The 17,989-nt window shown below is 69.7% G+C and carries 14 protein-coding genes and 1 pseudogene; 3 read left to right on the top strand and 12 right to left on the bottom strand.

Annotated elements, in window-relative coordinates:
• Window positions 1-112 precede the first annotated feature (112 nt).
• On the bottom strand, window positions 113-1,789 hold the full coding sequence (locus IF11_RS0126850; RefSeq protein ID WP_030354313.1) for a SpoIIE family protein phosphatase: 1,677 nt from the start codon (window positions 1,787-1,789) through the stop codon (window positions 113-115).
• A gap of 207 nt (window positions 1,790-1,996) precedes the next feature.
• On the opposite strand from IF11_RS0126850, the gene IF11_RS0126845 reads away from it, so the two are divergent.
• Both IF11_RS0126845 and IF11_RS42355 read left to right on the top strand, forming a co-directional pair.
• Window positions 1,997-3,784, top strand: a complete 1,788-nt coding sequence (locus tag IF11_RS0126845; protein WP_030354312.1) for an ABC transporter ATP-binding protein — start codon at window positions 1,997-1,999, stop codon at window positions 3,782-3,784.
• A gap of 143 nt (window positions 3,785-3,927) precedes the next feature.
• A pseudogene (locus IF11_RS42355) lies at window positions 3,928-4,188 on the top strand (chaplin); the annotation flags it as partial.
• Window positions 4,189-4,446: 258 nt separating this feature from the next.
• Here the strand turns inward: IF11_RS42355 and IF11_RS0126835 are convergent.
• The 11 genes from IF11_RS0126835 to IF11_RS0126785 form a co-directional block, all read right to left on the bottom strand.
• Window positions 4,447-5,310, bottom strand: coding sequence for a tyrosinase family protein (locus tag IF11_RS0126835; RefSeq protein WP_030354310.1), 864 nt, complete (start codon window positions 5,308-5,310; stop codon window positions 4,447-4,449).
• 51 nt (window positions 5,311-5,361) lie between these two features.
• On the bottom strand, window positions 5,362-5,958 hold the full coding sequence (locus IF11_RS0126830) for a tyrosinase family oxidase copper chaperone (protein ID WP_078490941.1): 597 nt from the start codon (window positions 5,956-5,958) through the stop codon (window positions 5,362-5,364).
• 250 nt (window positions 5,959-6,208) lie between these two features.
• A complete protein-coding gene (locus IF11_RS0126825) occupies window positions 6,209-7,267 on the bottom strand; it encodes a glycoside hydrolase family 19 protein (RefSeq protein WP_244888250.1) in 1,059 nt (352 codons plus the stop codon).
• 186 nt (window positions 7,268-7,453) lie between these two features.
• On the bottom strand, window positions 7,454-8,479 hold the full coding sequence (locus IF11_RS0126820; RefSeq protein WP_030354307.1) for a LacI family DNA-binding transcriptional regulator: 1,026 nt from the start codon (window positions 8,477-8,479) through the stop codon (window positions 7,454-7,456).
• Complete coding sequence (locus tag IF11_RS0126815; protein ID WP_030354306.1) at window positions 8,479-9,903, bottom strand: L-fucose/L-arabinose isomerase family protein; 1,425 nt, start codon at window positions 9,901-9,903, stop codon at window positions 8,479-8,481. The genes IF11_RS0126820 and IF11_RS0126815 overlap by 1 nt, the downstream gene beginning before the upstream one ends.
• 35 nt (window positions 9,904-9,938) lie before the next feature.
• On the bottom strand, window positions 9,939-11,372 hold the full coding sequence (locus IF11_RS0126810) for a BNR repeat-containing protein (protein WP_030354305.1): 1,434 nt from the start codon (window positions 11,370-11,372) through the stop codon (window positions 9,939-9,941).
• 29 nt (window positions 11,373-11,401) lie between these two features.
• Window positions 11,402-11,722, bottom strand: coding sequence for an L-rhamnose mutarotase (locus tag IF11_RS0126805; RefSeq protein ID WP_030354304.1), 321 nt, complete (start codon window positions 11,720-11,722; stop codon window positions 11,402-11,404).
• Between the two features lie 14 nt (window positions 11,723-11,736).
• The gene (gene rhaS / locus IF11_RS0126800; protein WP_030354303.1) at window positions 11,737-12,822 is read right to left on the bottom strand and encodes a rhamnose ABC transporter substrate-binding protein; all 1,086 of its coding nucleotides are present in this window, start codon (window positions 12,820-12,822) and stop codon (window positions 11,737-11,739) included.
• Between the two features lie 86 nt (window positions 12,823-12,908).
• Entirely contained in the window at window positions 12,909-13,979 is a 1,071-nt protein-coding gene (locus IF11_RS0126795) for an ABC transporter permease (protein ID WP_030354302.1), read from the bottom strand.
• A complete protein-coding gene (locus IF11_RS0126790) occupies window positions 13,963-15,012 on the bottom strand; it encodes an ABC transporter permease (RefSeq protein WP_030354301.1) in 1,050 nt (349 codons plus the stop codon). The genes IF11_RS0126795 and IF11_RS0126790 overlap by 17 nt, the downstream gene beginning before the upstream one ends.
• Window positions 15,009-16,532 carry a sugar ABC transporter ATP-binding protein gene (locus IF11_RS0126785; RefSeq protein WP_030354300.1) on the bottom strand — a complete coding sequence of 508 codons (1,524 nt, stop codon included), beginning with the start codon at window positions 16,530-16,532 and terminating at the stop codon, window positions 15,009-15,011. The genes IF11_RS0126790 and IF11_RS0126785 overlap by 4 nt, the downstream gene beginning before the upstream one ends.
• Window positions 16,533-16,806: 274 nt before the next feature.
• On the opposite strand from IF11_RS0126785, the gene rhaI reads away from it, so the two are divergent.
• Entirely contained in the window at window positions 16,807-17,976 is a 1,170-nt protein-coding gene (gene rhaI, locus IF11_RS0126780; protein WP_030354299.1) for an L-rhamnose isomerase, read from the top strand.
• The last annotated feature ends 13 nt before the right edge of the window (window positions 17,977-17,989 follow it).

Below are 17,989 nucleotides of genomic sequence, written 5' to 3'. Positions count from 1 at the left end.
GGCCCGGACGTCGCCGGGGCGTCGGAACCTGCCCCTCCGTCAGAAGCCGTCCCCGCTCACCTGGTCGGCCATGGCCTGAGCGACTGTCCCGGCGTCGGACGAGATCCCGGCGTCAGACGCTGTCCCGGCGCAGGAGCAGCAGGGCCATGTCGTCCCCACCGCTCCGCTCCCCCACCTGCGCGAACAGCAGGTCCGCCAGCTCCTCCGGATCCGCCGGGCCCGTCCGTACGGTCTCCCTGAGACCTTCCAGGCTCTCGCCGAGATCGATGCCCGGCTGCTCCACCAGCCCGTCGGTGCAGAGCAGCAGCGTCTCACCGGGCCCCAGCACCCCCGTGGTCACCGGATGGCTGATCCCGCCGAGCTCCGCCAACTCCGCCGAGAGCCCGAGGGGCAGCCCGCCGGGCGCCTCGATCCAGTGGCAGCTGCCGTCGGCGCGCCGCACCAGCGGGTCGAGATGGCCCGCCCGTACGATCCGCAGCCCTCCGGTCGACAGGTTCACCTCCACATAGGTGCAGGTCGCGAAGCGGTCGGTGCCCAGTTCGCGCAGCAGGGCGGAGGCGCGGGCCATCGCGGCGTCGGGCGGATGCCCCTCGGCGGCGTACGCCCAGAGCGCCATGCGCAGCTGGCCCATGACCACGGCCGCGTCCGTGTCATGGCCCTGGACGTCACCGATCGTCAGACCCACGCGGTCGCCGGGCAGCGGCAGCACGTCGTACCAGTCACCTCCGACGCTCCGGCCGATCCGCGCGGAGCGGTAGCGGAAGACGCTGCGCGCGCCGGGGACCTCGGGGACGTGCCGGGGCAGCATCGCCCGCTGGAGGTCCTCGGAGAGATCGTGCTCCTGCTCATAGAGGATGGCCCGTTGCAGACTCTGCGCGATTCCGCTGGAGAGCGCGACGAGCAGATTGCGTTCCTCGGCGCTGAAGCCGCCGTGCCGGGGGTAGAGCAGCCCCATGGCGCCGATGATCCTGCCCTGGGCGATCAGCGGCAGATAGGCGCCGGAGCTCACCGACAGCGGCTCGACATGCGGCCAGAGCAGCGGGTAGGAGGACCGGAAATCCTCGCGCGAGGTGATGAAGCGGGGCCGCTGGGTGCGTACCACCTCGCTCATCGGGAACGGGGCGTCGATCCGGGTGTACTGCAGCTCCGGTACGTACGACCCCGACCGGCCCTCCGCGATCGTCCGGATCCGCCCGCCCTCCACCACGCCCAGCATGACGCTCACGGCCTTGAGATGGCCGAGCGCCTCCTCGTCCCGCAGGACGTCGAGGACGTCCTCGACGGTCTCGGCGCGCGCCAGCAGGACGGTGGTGCGCTCCACCACTCCGGTCAGCCTGCGCCGTGCCTCGTCCAGATCGCTTCTGGCGGCCACCTCGGTCAGCTCGTGTTCCGCGCTCCGTACGAGGCCGATGATCCGCCGCGGCCGTCCCGCGCCGTCGTACGCGATATGCGCCTGGGCACGGGTCCACTGGCGTGATCTGTCCGGGCGGATGATCCGGAAGTACGCCGCGACCTCGGCCGCGCCCTCCTTGAGCGCCCGCGCCAGCAGGCTCTTCAGCCGCGCGGCCTCGGACAGCGGCATCCGGCGGACGAGGCTGCGCGGACGGCCGGCGTACTCCTCCGGGCGAAGGCCCAGGATCTGGAGGGCGGGCGCGTCCAGATGCAGCAGCCCGCTGGCGAGATCCCAGTCGAAGCTTCCCATCCGGTTGAGCGCGAGACTCAGGTCCGGATGGGCGGGCCAGTCGTCCGGCAGCGACACGGCAGCCGGAGGTGCGCCCCGATCAGCCATGCAGCCACCATCTCACCGATCGGCCCGTCCCACTCCCTGAGCCGCTGCCCGGTCCGGCGTGAGCCGCCGCCGGTCCGATGTGGGCCGCTGCCCGGTCCGGCGCCGGGGGGGGCTCAGAAAGCGCTTCCCCCCGGGAGCGGGCCGGAGGAAACTGGGTGTCTGCAATCGAGCGCGCGCCATCGCTGCCGAAAGAGGACTCCGCTCTCCATGCAGAAACCCGAATCCGCCCCGCGTCCCAGTCCGCTGGACCACCACTACTCCGGGGAGCATCCGCTCCGCACCCTCGCCTATCTCTTCCGGCCCGACCGCCACCGGCTGTCCCTCGCGGTCGTGGTGTTCGCCGTCAAACACATTCCGGTCTGGCTGCTCCCCCTGATCACGGCCAACATCATCGATGTGGTGGTGGATCACGGTCCGGTCGCCGAACTCTGGTACAACACCGGGGTCCTGGTGTTCGTCCTGGTGCTGAACTTCCCGCTGGCGCTGCTCTACGCGCGCCTGATGAGCTCCAGCATCCGCCGGATGGGCCGCGAGCTGCGCTCGGCGCTCTGCCGCCGCATGCAGTATCTGTCCATCGGTTACCACGCCCGGGTCAGCGCGGGCGTCCTGCAGACCAAGGTCGTACGGGACGTCGAGGGCGTGGAGCAGATGACCCAGCAGAGCGCCGACATGGGGCTCGCCGCCATCATGACGCTGATCGGCGGACTGGCGGTGATCGGGTACCGCGCCCCCGTCGTGCTGCCGGTGTTCCTGGTCGTCGTGCCGCTGGCGGCTCTGCTGGTACGCCGGCTGCGCTCCCGGATCCGCAGCAACAACGAGGAGTTCCGGCTGGAGATCGAGCAGCTCTCCTCACGGGTCGGCGAGATGACCACGCTCATCCCGATCACCCGTGCCCACGGTCTGGAGCGGACCGCGCTGCACCGCGTCGACCACACCCTGGAGCGGGTGCTCTCCGCCGGGTTCCGGCTCGATCTGCTCAACGGCCGCTTCGGATCGCTCTCCTGGATCCTGCTCAACACGATGGCGGTCGGCTGTCTCTCGGGCTCGGCGGTCGTCGCGTACTACGGATGGCTGGGGCTCTCGGCCGGCGATGTCGTGATGATCAGCGCCTTCTTCACGGCGCTGACCGCCTCGCTGACGACGCTGATGAATCTGACCCCGATCATTTCCAAGGGTCTGGAGTCGGTGCGTTCGATCGGTGAGGTCCTTCAGGCGCCCGATCTGGAGAGCAATGAGGGCAAGGCGTCCGTCGACCGTATCGGCGGGCGCATCGACTTCCAGGGGATGGGTTTCCGTTACCCCGAGGCGACGGAGCACTCGGTGCGCGGGTTCGAGCTGTCCGTACGGCCCGGCGAGACCATAGCCCTGGTCGGCGCGTCCGGGGCGGGCAAGTCCACGATCCTGAACCTGCTGATCGGTTTCATCCGGCCCACCGAGGGCCGGATACTGCTCGACGGCGCCGACATGGCCTCCCTGGATCTGCGCACCTACCGTCGCTTCCTGTCCGTCGTGCCGCAGGAGTCGATCCTGTTCGAGGGAACCATCCGGGAGAACGTCACCTACGGTCTGGAGGGCGGCGCCGACGAGGACGCGCTGCGCCGGGCGTTGCTCGCCGCGAACGCGATGGAGTTCATCGAGCGGCTGCCGGACGGCCTCGACACGGTGGTGGGGCAGCGTGGCGCCCGGCTGTCGGGCGGGCAGAAGCAGCGGCTGGCGATCGCCAGGGCGCTGATCCGGGATCCCCGCATCCTGGTGCTCGACGAGGCGACCTCGGCCCTCGACAACACGTCGGAAGGGCTGATCCAGGACGCGCTGTCCCGTCTTGTCCGGGGCAGGACGGTGTTCGTCGTGGCGCACCGGCTGTCCACCATCCGGAACGCGGACCGCATCATCGTGATGGAGCGCGGCCACATCGTCGAGGCGGGCAGCCATCAGGAGTTGCTGGCGCGAGGCGGGGCATACGCGACCACGCTTCAGCCGAGGCACTCGGGCTGAGTCTGCTCCGCTGACCAGGTGATGATGACGGTGATGGGGACCGGATTGCCGGATATCCGTTACCGAGCGTGAATCGGGGCGTTGAAGGGGCGTGAGGCCGCGCATCGTGCGGCTGTGCTCCAAACGGTTCAAGGAGATTCTTGATGTCGCGTATCGCGAAGGCAACAGCTGTTCTCGTCGGCACGGGCGCCGTGCTGGCCGGTGGCGCCGGTATGGCCGCTGCCGACGCCGACGCCGGGGCCGCCGCCATCGGCTCGCCCGGTGTCGTGTCGGGCAATGTCGTCCAGGTGCCCCTGCATGTCCCGATCAACGTCTGCGGCAACAGCGTCAACGTGATCGGCCTGCTCAACCCGGCGTTCGGCAACAAGTGCGTCAACCTGTCCGGCGAAAAGCACCACAAGGGTCGCGAGCACCACAAGGGTCGCGAGCACCACAAGGGTCGCGAGCACCACGAGGGTCGCGAGCACCACGAGGGTGGCGAGCACCACGAAGGCCGCGAGCACCACGAGGGTGGCGAGCACCACGAGGGCCGCGAGCACCACGAGGGTGGCGGCTACGGCGGCTGATCACTGATGAAGGTGCGCGGCCCCGGGGCCGCGCGCATCCGGTGAGAACGGCCCCCCGCGTGTCCACGCGGGGGGCCGTTCACGTCTGCCGGACAGTCACCCTTCGTAGCGGTACAGGTCCCGGTGGTCGAGGAGTTCGGACGGCTTCACGTTCCAGGGCGGCATCGGTTCCACCAGACTGATCGCCCGGCCGCTCTGCGGATCTCCGGCGCCCAGCTTCGACTTCGGCAGATAGGTCGCCTTCGGGTGCTTGTTCTGCCAGCGGTCCCAGAGCAGATCCACGAAGGCGTGGTGGAGCCAGAAAACGGGGTCGTCGGGCGAGGAGCCGCCGAGCATATGGCCGCCGATCCAGCGGTGCACACGGTTGTGGTTGCACCAGGGCGCGTCGCCTCCGGACATCCAGCCCTCCAGCCTGTTCCGGAAGCCGGAGGTCGCCGTCGAGTCCCAGGGCGCCGCGTCGTACACCTTCTCGTCCATTGCCCAGGCCAGTTCGTCCTTGGTGGGCAGCGCGACCGGCTCGGAGGGGCGGCCGAGATCGCGGGTGAGGAACTTCCCCTCCGTCACCCCGCCCCTGATCGTCCAGTTGCCCGCCTTGTAGGCGAACGGACCGGTGAGGACCTGATGGTCGCGCGAGCGGCCGGTGCCGCCGAGGAAGTCCTCGGACCAGAGCGTGGCGGCCGGTGTGTTGTCGGTGGTCCAGTCCCAGTACGGGACGGTCACGTTCGGGTCCACCCGCCGCAGCGCGCGCTCGAACTCCAGCAGGAAGCGGCGGTGCCAGGGGAAGAACGACGGAGCCATGTGCCCGGCGCGCAGCCCGCCCTCCGCGTCGGAGACGTGGTACCGGACATGCAGCCGGACGAACTCGTCGTACTCACCACGGCGTTTGAGCTCAAGTACGGCGCTGACGAAGCTCTTCTTCTCGGCGCTGGTGAGGTTCCGCTGGTTCTTTCTGATGTACACGGGTGAGGCCCTCCAGCCGTCGGATGCGGTGAGACGGGACGGTCGGACGGGTCAGATGTGATGGACCGGCCCGTCGAGAGCCAGTTGCGCGCCCCTGAGATCCCTGACCGCCGCACGGGCCGCCGCGAGCGGGGTCGGGAACGACTCGTAGTGGTTGACCATGCTCAGATAGCTGCCGTCGGCCCGTCGCATCACGTGGAGCGGCCGGCCGTCGATCCGGATGCCGGGCAGGGAGGGCGGAGACAGAGCGGAGACATCCGTACCGGCCGGGACCGTGGTGACGGAGCCGGGATGCGCGGGGCCGGAGCGGCCGATCTGGATACGCCGTCCGCGGTACATCTCGTCGAAGACCCCGTCCGCTCCGGTCTCCGCACTCCCTGCCGGGCCTCCGGCCGTCGCGCCGGCGGTCCCGCGGCCCGCCCTGAGGATGGGGACCAGCGCCGCCGAGGTGCCCGCGACCACGCCCAGGGTGAACAGCGCGCGCAGCAGATCACGCCGCGTCCTGAGGCGTCCGGCCGGATCCGTCGCGTCGGCCCCCGTCCCGTCTGCGGCTTTCTCGCCGGACACCGTCCCGTCGGTCCGCGGGGCGTCCGGGACCTCGGGAAGCCTCTTCGTACGGTCCGACTCCGCCTGGATTCCCGCCGGCATGAAGGCCTCCGCTCGTCGCGCGCTGCTCGGTCGGGGCGACAACTCCGCCTCGCGGCGAGCGCGCGGGAACGGGCCGTGCCCCCGACCGGCACAACGACACGGCGGCCGATCAGTTCTCCGCGGGGCCCGCGCCCGTATCCCCGCGGCCCGGCGCCGTCCGTCAACGGACCGGCTGAGAAAGGCCGTGGGTACGCGAAAGCCGGTCCGACGGCGGCGCACACCGTCGGACCGGCCTTTGCTCGGATGGTGCTCAGCAGCTCAGATTGGACCCGGGAGTGGTCCCGAGGATCTGCACGAAGCTCTGGTAGCTGTTGATCCGGCTCTGCACCTGTCCGGGGTTGCCCCCGTTGCACTCGATGCTGCCGTTGATGCTGCGGATGGTCTCACCGAAGCCGCGGCTGTTGACCATGGCGTTGTGCGGGGTCATCGTGCCGGGTCCGGTCTGGGTGTTCCAGTACCAGAGGGCCGTCTTCCAGGCCACGGCCGAGTCGTTCTGCACGAGCCAGGGGTTGTTGAGGAGGTCGATGCCGAGGGCGTCGCCCGCGGCCTTGTAGTTGAAGTTCCAGCTCAGCTGGATCGGTCCGCGTCCGTAGTACGCGGCCTGTCCGGCGGGGCAGCCGTAGGGCTGCGAAGTGTCGCAGTAGTGCGGGTAGTTGGCGGTGTTCTGCTCGACGATATGGACGAGCCCACCGGTCTCGTGGCTGACATTGGCCAGGAAGGCGGCGGCCTCCTGGCGCTTGATCGTGTCGCTGCCGGTGTTCGCGAAGCCGGGGTAGGCGCCGAGGGCGGCGGTCAGGCCGCTGTAGGAGTAGAAGGAGTTCCGGCTCGGGAACATCTGGTTGAACTGGCTCTCGCTGACCACGAATCCGCCCTGTGGCGGCGGGGTCGTGCCGCAGGTGTACGGCTCCCAGTACCAGGTGCTGATGACCGGGTCGTAACCCGGGTTGTCGTGCTCGGCCTGGTAGAACTTGCCGTCGGTGTACTTGACGATGTCGCCGGTGACGTATGCGCGGCCCGCGACCCAGGCCGGATAGTCACAGCTGCCACCGGATCCGCCGCCGGGGCTGGAGCCGTCACAACTGCCCTGATCGGCCCAGACATCGGCGGTGCCGGGGGTCTCCCCCTGGGTCCACCACTTCGCCGACCAGTTGTGACCGTTGTACGAGGCGACGTTTCCGCCGGTGTAGACGGCGGAGGCGGTCCAGCCGGGGCCGCAGGTCGCCGCGGAGGCGGATGAGGCGGGCAGGAATACGGCGAGGGCGAGGGCCGAAACCATCGCCGTGAGCAGGGCAAGAACTCGCTGTCTCAAACGACTCACTCCTTCGCGCGAGCAGCCGCAGCCGGCGCTCGCCATGGGGGGTGAAGGAACCCAAGCGGAATTGTGCGGGCCCTGTCAAGGTCTAGACCAAGTCGGCGGCTGACGGGCGCTCCGTTCTCAGCCGTTCAACGGGCAGTCCGTTCCCGGCCGTTCAACGGGGGTTCCGTTCCCGGTCGTTCAGTGGTGCGGCCGGTCGAGCGTGGAGGCCCGCACCACGAGTTCGGGCTGCAGCACGATGCGCCGGTGATCATGGCGCGCGGCATCGTCGCCGGTCTCCTCGATGAGCAGATCCGCCGCGGCCCCGCCCAACTGGAAGGCAGGCTGACGTACCGACGTCAGCGGTACGGCCGCGGCGGACGCGAACTCTATGTCGTCGTAGCCGACGAGGGCGACATCCTCGGGCACCCGTATCCCGGCGTGGTACAGCGTCTGCAGCACTCCCAGGGCGAGCAGGTCGTTGGCGCAGAACACCGCGCTCGGCCGGGACTCCATACCGAGCAGCCGCGCCCCGGCGTCCCGGCCCGCGACGACATCCAGCCGCGCGGCCTCGACATGCCGGAGCGCCTCGGGCGGCAGCCCCGCTTCCGCGAGGGCGAGCAGCGCGCCCTCGCGGCGGTTGCGGCACTGCGCCAGATGCATCGGACCGCTGACATACACGATCTCGCGGCAGCCGCGCCGCAGCAGATGACGTACGGCCAGGGCGCCGCCGGCCACATCGTCGACGGAGACCGAACAGCCGTCCGCGCTGGGCACGATGCGGTCGACGAGGACGAACGGGATGCCATGGCGCCGGAACGCGTCGAGATTGCGTCCGCTCATATCGGCCGGGGTGACCAGCACGCCCCGTACCTGCTGTTCGGAGAAGAGATTGAGGTAGGTGGCCTCCTCCGCCGGGCTCTCGGCGCTGTTGCACAGCATCACGCCGAGTCCGGCCGCGCGGGCGGAGCGTTCCGCGCCCGAGGCGACCGCCACGAAGAACGGGTTGGCCATGTCGAGCACGAGCATGGCCAGAATGCGACTGCGGCCCGCGCGCAGCTGGCGCGCGGACTCGCTGCGTACGTAGCCGAGCCGTTCGATGGTGGACAGGACACGCCGGCGGGTCTCCTCGGTCACGGACTCGGGGCGGTTGATCACATTCGAGACGGTGCCCACCGAGACACCGGCCGCGCCGGCCACGTCCTTGATTCCCACCGGCCGACGCATCAGACGGAGACTTCCACGAGCTCCAGGCCCGTCAGCCCGGACAGCGCACGCAGTTCGGGCAGCAGTCCGCCGGTGGCCAGCGCCCAGTGATGGCCGACCCCGCTCGCGCTCCAGGCGTCGGTCCACTCCCCCGGGTCGCAGCCGAAGTCGACGCGCGAGGTGGTGTTGCCGATCTCCAGATGCGGGCCGGGGACGACCTCGCCCTCGGCGGCGACCAGCCGGTAGCGGCCGTCGCCGCTCTGTCCGAGCCCGACCAAAGTGACGGGTCCGTGCCGTACGTCGAACTCGACGGAGACCCCCCAGCCGCGCTTGCCGTGGTAGACGCCGAGTCCGCGCAGCAGCGGCTTACGGGCGCTGATGGCGAGATGCCCGGGGCCGTCATGGCCCATCTCGACCACTCCGGCCGTGAAGTCCAGCGCCTGGAGTTCGGTGAACGAACCGCCCGCGCCGAGCCGGTCGGCGACGAGCATGGCCAGGGAGGTGCGCAGTTCGTACTCCCCGCAGGCCGGGATACCGCGCGCGGTGAGCAGCGAGGAGCCGAGGATCATGCCCGCGCCGAGCCGTTCATGGACCTCGGCGTCCAGTCCGCGGTGGTAGTACGCGAGCGAGTCCAGGTCGAAGTCCTCCACCAGCCGGTCGAGGCCGACGGCGACGCGGGCGGCCCAGCGGAGGTCTTCCTCGACCACGGAGTCGGCGAGTGCGAAGACCTCGCGGGTCTCGTCCAGTTTCGCGGCGAGGTCGTCGTCCTTGACCTGCTCCACCCGTACCCGCAGATCATCGAATTCGACGACCTCCACATGGCCGCCGAGCTGACCGGGGACCATGGTGAGGTCCGTGGAGACGTCGTACATCCCGGGGTAGAGATGGCCCATCAGACCGTGGCGGCCGTTGCGCAGCACCGAGCGGACCCCGGCGGCGCGGATCCAGCGGCCGATGCGCCGCCAGGCGCGCTCGTCCTCCAGATAACCGGAGACCGAGCGGAACGGCACGCCGACACGTTCGAAGGCGTTGGCCATCTCCGGCAGCGGGCAGGCGCCGCAGTAGGCCAGCCACTGTCCGGTGTCGAACGAGGCGTGGTCCATGGACGGCGTGGGCTGGAGGTTGATCAGCAGGACGGGCGCGCCGCTGCGCTGTGCGATGGGCACGAGCATCGTGGCCGTCATATACGTGGTGAGGAAGCCGACGATGAGATCGCAGTCGGCGGCGCGCAGCTTCTCGGCGGCCTCGGCCCCCTCCTGCGCGTCGGAGATGAAGCCGACGTCGATGACCTCGGCGTCGAACTCCCGCATCCGTACGGTGACCCGGTCCGCGGAGCGCTGGAGCTGCGGGAGCAGCTCGGGGAACTGCGGCCAGTAGGCGCCGAGTCCCCCGGCGACCAGGCCGATCCTGGGTTTACGGGCGACGGCGGGGGTGCGTGCGGTCATGGCGATTCCTTCGTGCCTCTGGACGGAGTGGTGCCTCAGGACGGGAGCCGGAAGTCGATGACCCGCAGGGGCGAGGGCGTGGTGCCCGTCGACTTCCGCTGATACATGAACGAGAGAACGCCGTCCTGGGCGACGCGGGTCTCGTCCACGACGACCTCGCCGAAGGCGCTCAGCCCCGCGCCGTCGAACAGGGTCCTCCAGTCGGTGTACCCCGAGGACTTGGAGGCGGCGACGATCCGTCCGTACGGCAGCACGGCGTAGGCGTTGTCATAGCGGTCGAGGACGAGCCGGGTGCGCTGGCTGGAGTTGAGCGGCACCGGTATCTCGGTCTTCTTCCAGGCGCCCGAGGAGTCCTTGAAGAGGTGGAAGGCACGGCCGTTCGCTGTGCGGTCGGCGACATAGTTGGTGGTGCACTGGCCGAAGCGGCCGGGGACGTAGCTGATGATCGCGTGCGGGAGCCCGGCGGAGTCGGTGGTCTGGCTCTCCTGGTTCATCAGGGAGTGATCGGGGTTGAGCGGGTCGACGACCGTACCGGCGTCGCCGACCGCGACGGTGTCGGAGCCGCCGGTGGTACCGACCGCCGTACCCGCCGCGTTGCGCCAGGTGCGGCCGCGGTCGGCGCTGTACACATAGCCGGTGTCATGGTTGGTGAGCCCGCCGCCGGCGCACATGACGGCGTTGTTCTGTTCGCGCCAGGTGTAGAAGGCGTGCAGCCGGCCGTCGGCGCCGTAATCGATCCCGTGCAGATACATATTGCGGGCGGTGCTCGATCCGTGCTCGCTGGTGTACGTGCCGGTGGACGCGGACCATTCGCCGAGGGCGGTCCACCGTGAGCCGTCGTACTCGGCCAGCGCGTTGCGGCCGTTGCCCGAGACCCCGGCGCGGTAGCTGAGCTGGAGCCGGCCCTCGGGGGTGGCGACGAACTGCGGATAGGTGAACTGCGAGGTGAGCGCGAGCCCGTCGAGTGTGGTCTGCACGGCGCCGAACTGGCCGCTGTTCCAGGCGCGCCCGGCGGGATCGTCCAGCAGTCCGGCGGCCGACTTCACATAGAAGAAGCCGTTGCTGTGCGAGTCCATGTTGAGGTGCAGCCGGCCGTCGGCCCGCGAGAGGCCCATGGAGATGACGTTGTGGGAGTCGTCGACGGTGAGCTGGTGCGGCAGCCGCGCGGTCTGCCAGGAGGACGCCCCGAGGGCGCGGCGGGCGACCACCGCGGTGCGGTCGGCCGTGTACCAGGCGGCGTACTGGTAGCCCCGGTAGGTCAGCAGACCGTTCTTCTGGAAGGAGTTGTTGTTGACCAGGCCGTCGTAGGAGACGAAGTAGACGGCCTGGCTGTCGAGTTGGGTGTCGGCGACCCTGGTGAGCGCCGGGCCGGGGGCCGCCGGGGCCGCCGCGCCGGACGAGGGCGCGGCGGCGAGGAGTGCGGTGGTGAGCAGTGCCATGGCGGGGATCAGGGCGGTGAGGCGTCTCATGTCCGTATCTCCAGGGTGCTGTTGGCGGTCTAGGCGAGATGGAACACTTCGGCGAGTGGGCGCATCGCCTCGTCAGGCCCGGCCCCGTCAAGGGCTTCGAAGAAGGGCGCCATGTCCCGCTGCCAGCGGGCGTTGACCTCGGTGGCGGCCATGGCGGCCTGGGCCGCCTCGAAGTCCTCGGTCTCCAGATAGCCGACGAGCAGCCCGTCGTCCCGCAGGAAGAGCGAGTAGTTCCGCCAGCCGCACTCCGTCAGGGCCCGGAGCATGTCGGGCCAGACGGAGGCGTGCCGCTCGCGGTACTCGGCTGTGCGGTCCTGCCGGACCTTCAGCAGAAAACAGACGCGTCGCACGGAATACCGCCCGCTCAGAAGTCGAACTTGTCGATGTTCTGCTTGTTGAAGACGGTCGGCTCGCCGAGGATGATCTCGCCGTCCTTGCCGATGGTGTACTCACCGAGCTTGCCCGCCTTGAACTTCTCGCCCTCGGCGCCGGTGATCTGGCCGGAGGCCAGGGCCGCGGCGGCGTACGAGCCCAGATAGCCGAGCTCTTCGGGGTTCCAGAGCGAGAACTGCTCGACGGTGCCGTCCTTGACGTACTTGCGCATCTGGTTCGGGGTGCCCAGACCGTTGAGCACGACCTTGCCCTTGTACGAGGAGTCGCCGAGGTAGCGGGCGGCGGCGGCGATTCCGACCGTGGTGGGCGAGATGATGCCCTTGAGGTCGGGGTACGCCTGGAGCAGGCCCTGGGTCTGCTGGAAGGACTTCTGATCCGCGTCGTCGCCGTACGCGACCTTCACGAGCTGCATGTTCTTGTACTTGGGCAGCTTCAGCTCGTCCTTCATGAACTCGATCCAGGTGTTCTGGTTCGTGGCGTTCTGGGTGGCGGAGAGGATCGCGATCTTGCCCTGGTAGCCGATCTGTTCGCCCAGGTGCTGGACGAGGCTCCGGCCTATCTCCTCGGAGCTGGCCTGGTTGATGAAGAGCTGGCGGCAGTCCTTGGCGGTGTCCGAGTCGTACGCGACGACCTTGATGTCCTTCTTCATGGCCTGCTTGAGCGGGCCGCACACCGCGTTGGGGTCGTTGGCCGCGATCAGGATGGCGTCCTGGCGCTGCTGGATGAGGGTGTTGATGTACGAGACCTGGGAAGAGGCGCTGGCGTCGGAGGGTCCGACCTCCTTGCCGGTGGCGCCGTACTCCTCGGCGGCGGCGATGCCCGCCTCGTCGACGATCTTCTCGTACGGGTTGTTGATCTGCTTGGGCAGGAACGCGAGCTTGAGCCCCTTCTTCAGGGGTGCGTTCGGGTCGGCCTTCGCCGCGGTGCCCGCGTTCGTGGTGTCCTTCTCGGCGCTGTCCTTGGTGGTGCCGGAGCAGGCGGTCAGTGCGACGGCGAGGGCGCAGGCGGTGGCGGCGGTGGCGGCCGCACGGCGTCGGGCGGCGGTACGGATGATCATGGCGGGCATGTGCCTTTCGGGAGGTACGGCGGGCTCGGGGACGTGCGGGGGCTTGCGGGGTACGGGGGTTGCGGGGTACGGGCGGCTCAGGACTCGGGGGCCGCACCTGTCGCGCGCCGGTGCCGGCGTTCGATCACGGTCGCGATGACCCGCGGGGTGAGGACGGACGCGACGAGCAGCAGCCCGGTCACGATGACCTGGACCTCGTTCGGCACATCGTTCAGCGTGAGCAGGTTCTTGAGGACTCCGATGAGCAACACACCGGCGACCGCGCCGAAGAGCGTGCCCTTGCCGCCGTCGAAGTCGACGCCGCCGAGCAGGACGGAGGCGATGACGAGCATCTCGAAACCGAGGCCGTTGTCGGCGCGGGCGCTGCCGTAGCGGAGGGTGAAGACGATCCCGGCGAAGGCCGAGAACACCCCGGTGACCACGAAGAGGATCAGTTTGAAGCGCTTGACCCTGATCCCGGCGAAGTAGGCGGCCTCCTCCTGCGCGCCGATCGCGAACAGCGACCGCCCGAAGGCGGTGGAGTGCAGCAGTACGGCGGTGGCCACGGCCAGCGTGATGAACAGGGCGATGGGATAGGTGACGAAGGTGCCCGGGATCGTGGTGGTGTCCACGGCCCAACTGGCGTACGTCTGGGGGAAGTCGGTGACGGCGTCGCTGCCCAGCGCGACCGAGGCGAGACCCCGGTAGAGCGCGAGCGTACCGATGGTGACGGCCAGCGAGGGCAAGCCGACACGGGTGACCAGCCAGCCGTTGAGGAGACCGCCGGCGACTCCGACCAGCAGGACGACGGGCACGATCAGCTCGAACGCCCAGCCCGCGTTCCACAGGGCGCCGGTCAGCGCGCTGCCGAGACCCAGCATCGAGGCGACGGACAGATCGACCTGCCCGGCCACCACCAGCAGGGTCATCGGCAGCGCGATCAGGGCGATTTCCGCGATGTCGTTGAAGGCGAAGGCGAGGTTCTCCCCGGACGCGAAGCCGTCGGTGGTGCCGAGGCCGACGACGAAGACCGCCACCAGCAGAGCGCCGACAGCCGTGTCCCAGCGCAGTCCGACGGACTTGACGAACTCGCCGGCCGTCGTCGCGCGGGCCGCCGGTGCCTTGGCGGGCGGCCGCGGCGCGGTCTGTGTGTCAGGCGCCATTCCCATGTCGGGCGCTCCTCTTCCTCAGTGCGGCTGTCATGCGCAGGGACACGATCCGGTCGACGGTGATGGCCGCGAGGAGCAGCGCGCCGGTGATGGCGCCCTGCCAGAACGAGTCGACCTTCAGGACGACCAGCGCGCTGCCGATGGTGGTGAGCAGCAGCGCGCCGAGCGCGGCTCCCCAGACCGTGCCGGTGCCGCCGGTGATGGCGACGCCGCCGACCACCACGGCGCTCACGACGGTCAGTTCCCAGCCGTGCGCGTTGTCGGCGACGACGGTGCCGAAGCGGGCGAGCCACAGGGCGCCGGCGAACCCGGCCACGGCGCCGGAGAAGGCGTACGCGCCGAGGATCCGGCGGCGGATCGGTACACCGGCCAGCCGGGCGGCCTCGGGGTTGGAGCCGATCGCGTACAGCTCGCGCCCCGACCGGTAGCCGCGCAGGTAGTACGCGGTGGCGGCGAGCAGGGCCAGGGCGATGAGCGGCAGATACGGGATGCCGAGGACGCTGCCGCTGCCCAGGCCGAGGACCGGGTCGGGGACGTCATTGGCGCTGATCTGCTCACCCTGCGCCCACCAGTAGTCGAGGCCCTGGATGATGTAGAGCATGCCGAGGGTGACCACGAGCGCCGGGACCTTGCCGAAGCTCACCAGGGCGCCGCTGACCAGTCCGCAGACCACGCCGAGGGCGATGCCCAGCAGCATGACGGTGAGTACGCCGTGATCGGTGCCGGCGACGAACTTGCCGCAGGCGAACGCGGAGAGGCCGACGACCGAACCGACCGAGAGGTCGATATTGCGGGTGACGACGACCACGGACTGGCCGACGGCGAGCAGGACCAGGATGGAGGCGTTGAGGAGGAGGTCCTTGACGCCCTGGTCGTCGAGGAAGCGCGGGTTGGCGATCCAGGTACCGAGGACGAGCAGCGCCAGCGCCCCCGCGATGCTGATCTCGCGGGCCCGGAACACGGCGTCGACGAGCGAGCGCGCCGAACCGTCGTCCTTGGTGCTCGTGGTGGGTTTGTCCATCAGGGTGGTCATGCCGCCGCCCTCTCGTTGCGCCCGGTGGCGGCCGCCATCACGGATTCCTCGGTGGCCTCGGCGCGCGGGATCTCGGCGGTGAGCCGGCCCTCGTGCATCACCAGCACCCGGTCGGCCATGCCGAGCACCTCGGGCAGGTCGGAGGAGATCATGAGGACGGCGAGTCCTTCCGCGGCCAGCGAGGAGAGGAGCCGGTGCACCTCCGCTTTGGTGCCGACATCGATCCCGCGTGTGGGTTCGTCGACGATGAGTACGGCCGGTTCCGTCGCCAGCCATTTGGCGAGGACGACTTTCTGCTGATTGCCGCCGGAGAGTACGCCGACGGGATCGGCGAGGCGGTTGTACTTGAGCTGGAGGCGTACGGCCCAGTCCGCGGCCCGGCCGCGCTCCAGGACCCGGCGCACCATCCCGCCCCTGCCGAGCCGGTCGAGTCCGGTGAGGGCGATGTTCCGTTCGATCGACATGTCCATCACCAGTCCGCGCTGTCTGCGGTCCTCGGGGACGAGCGCGAGTCCGGCGTCCATCGCGGCGGTCGGTGAACCGGCCGGGAGCGTACGTCCGTCGACCACCACCTCGCCCGCGTCGGCCCGGTCGACGCCGAAGACGGCCTGCGCCACCTCACTGCGGCCCGCGCCGACGAGTCCGGCCAGGGCGACGATCTCGCCCCTGCGCACCTCGAAGGAGATGTCGCGGAACACCCCCTCCCGGGTCAGCCGGCGCACCGACAGGGCGATCTCCCCTACCTCCGCGGACTGTTTGGGGTACAGCTCGCCCAAGTCCCTGCCGACCATGGAGCGCACGAGGTCGTCCTCGGTCAGTCCGGCCAGCGGCTCGGAGGAGATCCAGCGGCCGTCGCGCAAGGTGGTGACCCGCTGGCAGAGCGCGAAGATCTCCTCCAGCCGGTGGGAGATGAACAGGATCGCGGCGCCCTCGGCCTTCAGGGTCCGTACGACGGAGAACAGCCGGGCGGTCTCACTGCCCGTCAGCGCCGCGGTGGGCTCGTCCATGATGAGGACGCGCGCGTCGAAGGAGAGCGCCTTGGCGATCTCGACGATCTGCTGGTCGGCGATGGAGAGCCCGCGGGCGGGCCGGTCCGGGTCCAGCTCCACACCGAGACGTTTCATCAGGGCCGCGGTGGTGTCCCGTACGGCCCTGCGGTCGATACGGCCGAGCGCGCGCCGCGGCTGACGGCCCATGAAGATGTTCTCGGCGATCGACAGATCGGGGAAGAGTGTCGGCTCCTGGTAGATGACGGCGATACCGGCGTCCCTGGCGTCGGCCGGGCCGTGGAAGACGACGGCCTCGCCGTCGAGCACCACCTCGCCGGCGTCGGGCCTGTGCACCCCGGCGAGTGTCTTGATGAGGGTGGACTTGCCCGCGCCGTTCTCCCCGGCGAGAGCGTGTGCCTCACCGGGGAACAGCTGCAGGGAGACGTCCCGCAGGGCCCGTACGGCGCCGAAGGACTTGCTCACATCCTTGAGGGCCAGGACCGGGGCGGGGCCCGTGGCGGGCTGGTTCATGAGGGCTCCTCAGCGGTGGGGACTCGTGGCACGACCCGCCGTGAAAGGTTTCAATGAGGTTGCACGGAAGCTAAACGGCCACTACCGACGGCGTCAATGGGCTGTGCGCGACATTTTCCGGTGAATTCGAGGGGTGCGCCTCGCGTCACCCAAGGTGGTGCGGAAAGGGTTGACACGCACCGGGGACTCCCATAGCTTCACCGCGATGAAACGATTCATAAGGAATCGCTGCACCGACTCGCCCGCCGAGTCCGCACCACGGGAGCGCTGAGAGATGACGGGTCGATCCGCCGTGTCCGCTGTGAAGAACGCGCTGAAGTCACAGGCTGTCGAGACGCCGTCGTGGGCGTTCGGGAACTCGGGCACCCGCTTCAAGGTGTTCACACAGCCGGGCGTGCCGCGGACTCCACAGGAGAAACTGGCGGACGCCGCCCGGGTGCACGCGCACACGGGCGTGGCTCCCACGGTCGCCCTGCACATCCCCTGGGACCGCGTGGACGATTACGGCGCGCTCGCCGCCGAGGCGCGCGAACTGGGCCTGCGCATCGGGGCGATCAACTCCAATGTGTTCCAGGACGACGACTACAAGCTGGGGTCCGTGACCCATCCGGACGCCGCGGTCCGGCGCAAGGCGCTGGGGCATCTGCTGGAGTGCGTGGACGTCATGGACGCCACCGGCTCACGCGATCTGAAGCTCTGGTTCTCCGACGGCACCAACTACCCGGGCCAGGACGACATCTCCGCCCGCCAGGGCCGGCTGGCCGAAGCCCTCGCCGCGGTGTACGAGCGGCTCGGCGAGGGGCAGCGGATGCTGCTGGAGTACAAGCTGTTCGAGCCCGCCTTCTACGCCACGGACGTCCCGGACTGGGGCACGGCGTACGCGCACTGCCTCAAGCTGGGCGAGAAGGCCCAGGTCGTCGTCGACACCGGACACCACGCGCCGGGCACCAACATCGAGTTCATCGTCGCGCTGCTGCTGCGCGAGGGAAAGCTCGGCGGGTTCGACTTCAACTCCCGCTTCTACGCGGACGACGATCTGATGGCCGGGGCCGCGGACCCCTTCCAGCTGTTCCGGATCATGTACGAGGTGATCAAGGGCGGCGGGTTCACCGCGCGGACCGCGTTCATGCTCGACCAGTGCCACAACATCGAGGAGAAGATCCCCGCGATCATCCGGTCGGTGATGAACGTCCAGGAGGCCACGGCCAAGGCGCTGCTGGTGGACGCCGACGCGCTGGACGCGGCGCAGCGCTCCGGCGACGTCCTGGCGGCGAACGCGGCGCTGATGGACGCCTTCAACACCGATGTGCGTCCGCTGGTCGCCGAGGTCCGCGCCGAACTGGGCGCGGACGCCGACCCCGTCGCCGCCTACCACGCCTCCGGCTACGGCGAGAAGATCGTCGCCGAGCGGATCGGCGGCACCCAGGCCGGCTGGGGAGCCTGAGCTCACCTCGTAC

Source organism: Streptomyces scopuliridis RB72, assembly GCF_000718095.1.
In the GTDB taxonomy this organism is placed as follows: Bacteria; Actinomycetota; Actinomycetes; order Streptomycetales; family Streptomycetaceae; genus Streptomyces; species Streptomyces scopuliridis.
This window is presented reverse-complemented; position numbering and strand designations above follow the sequence as displayed.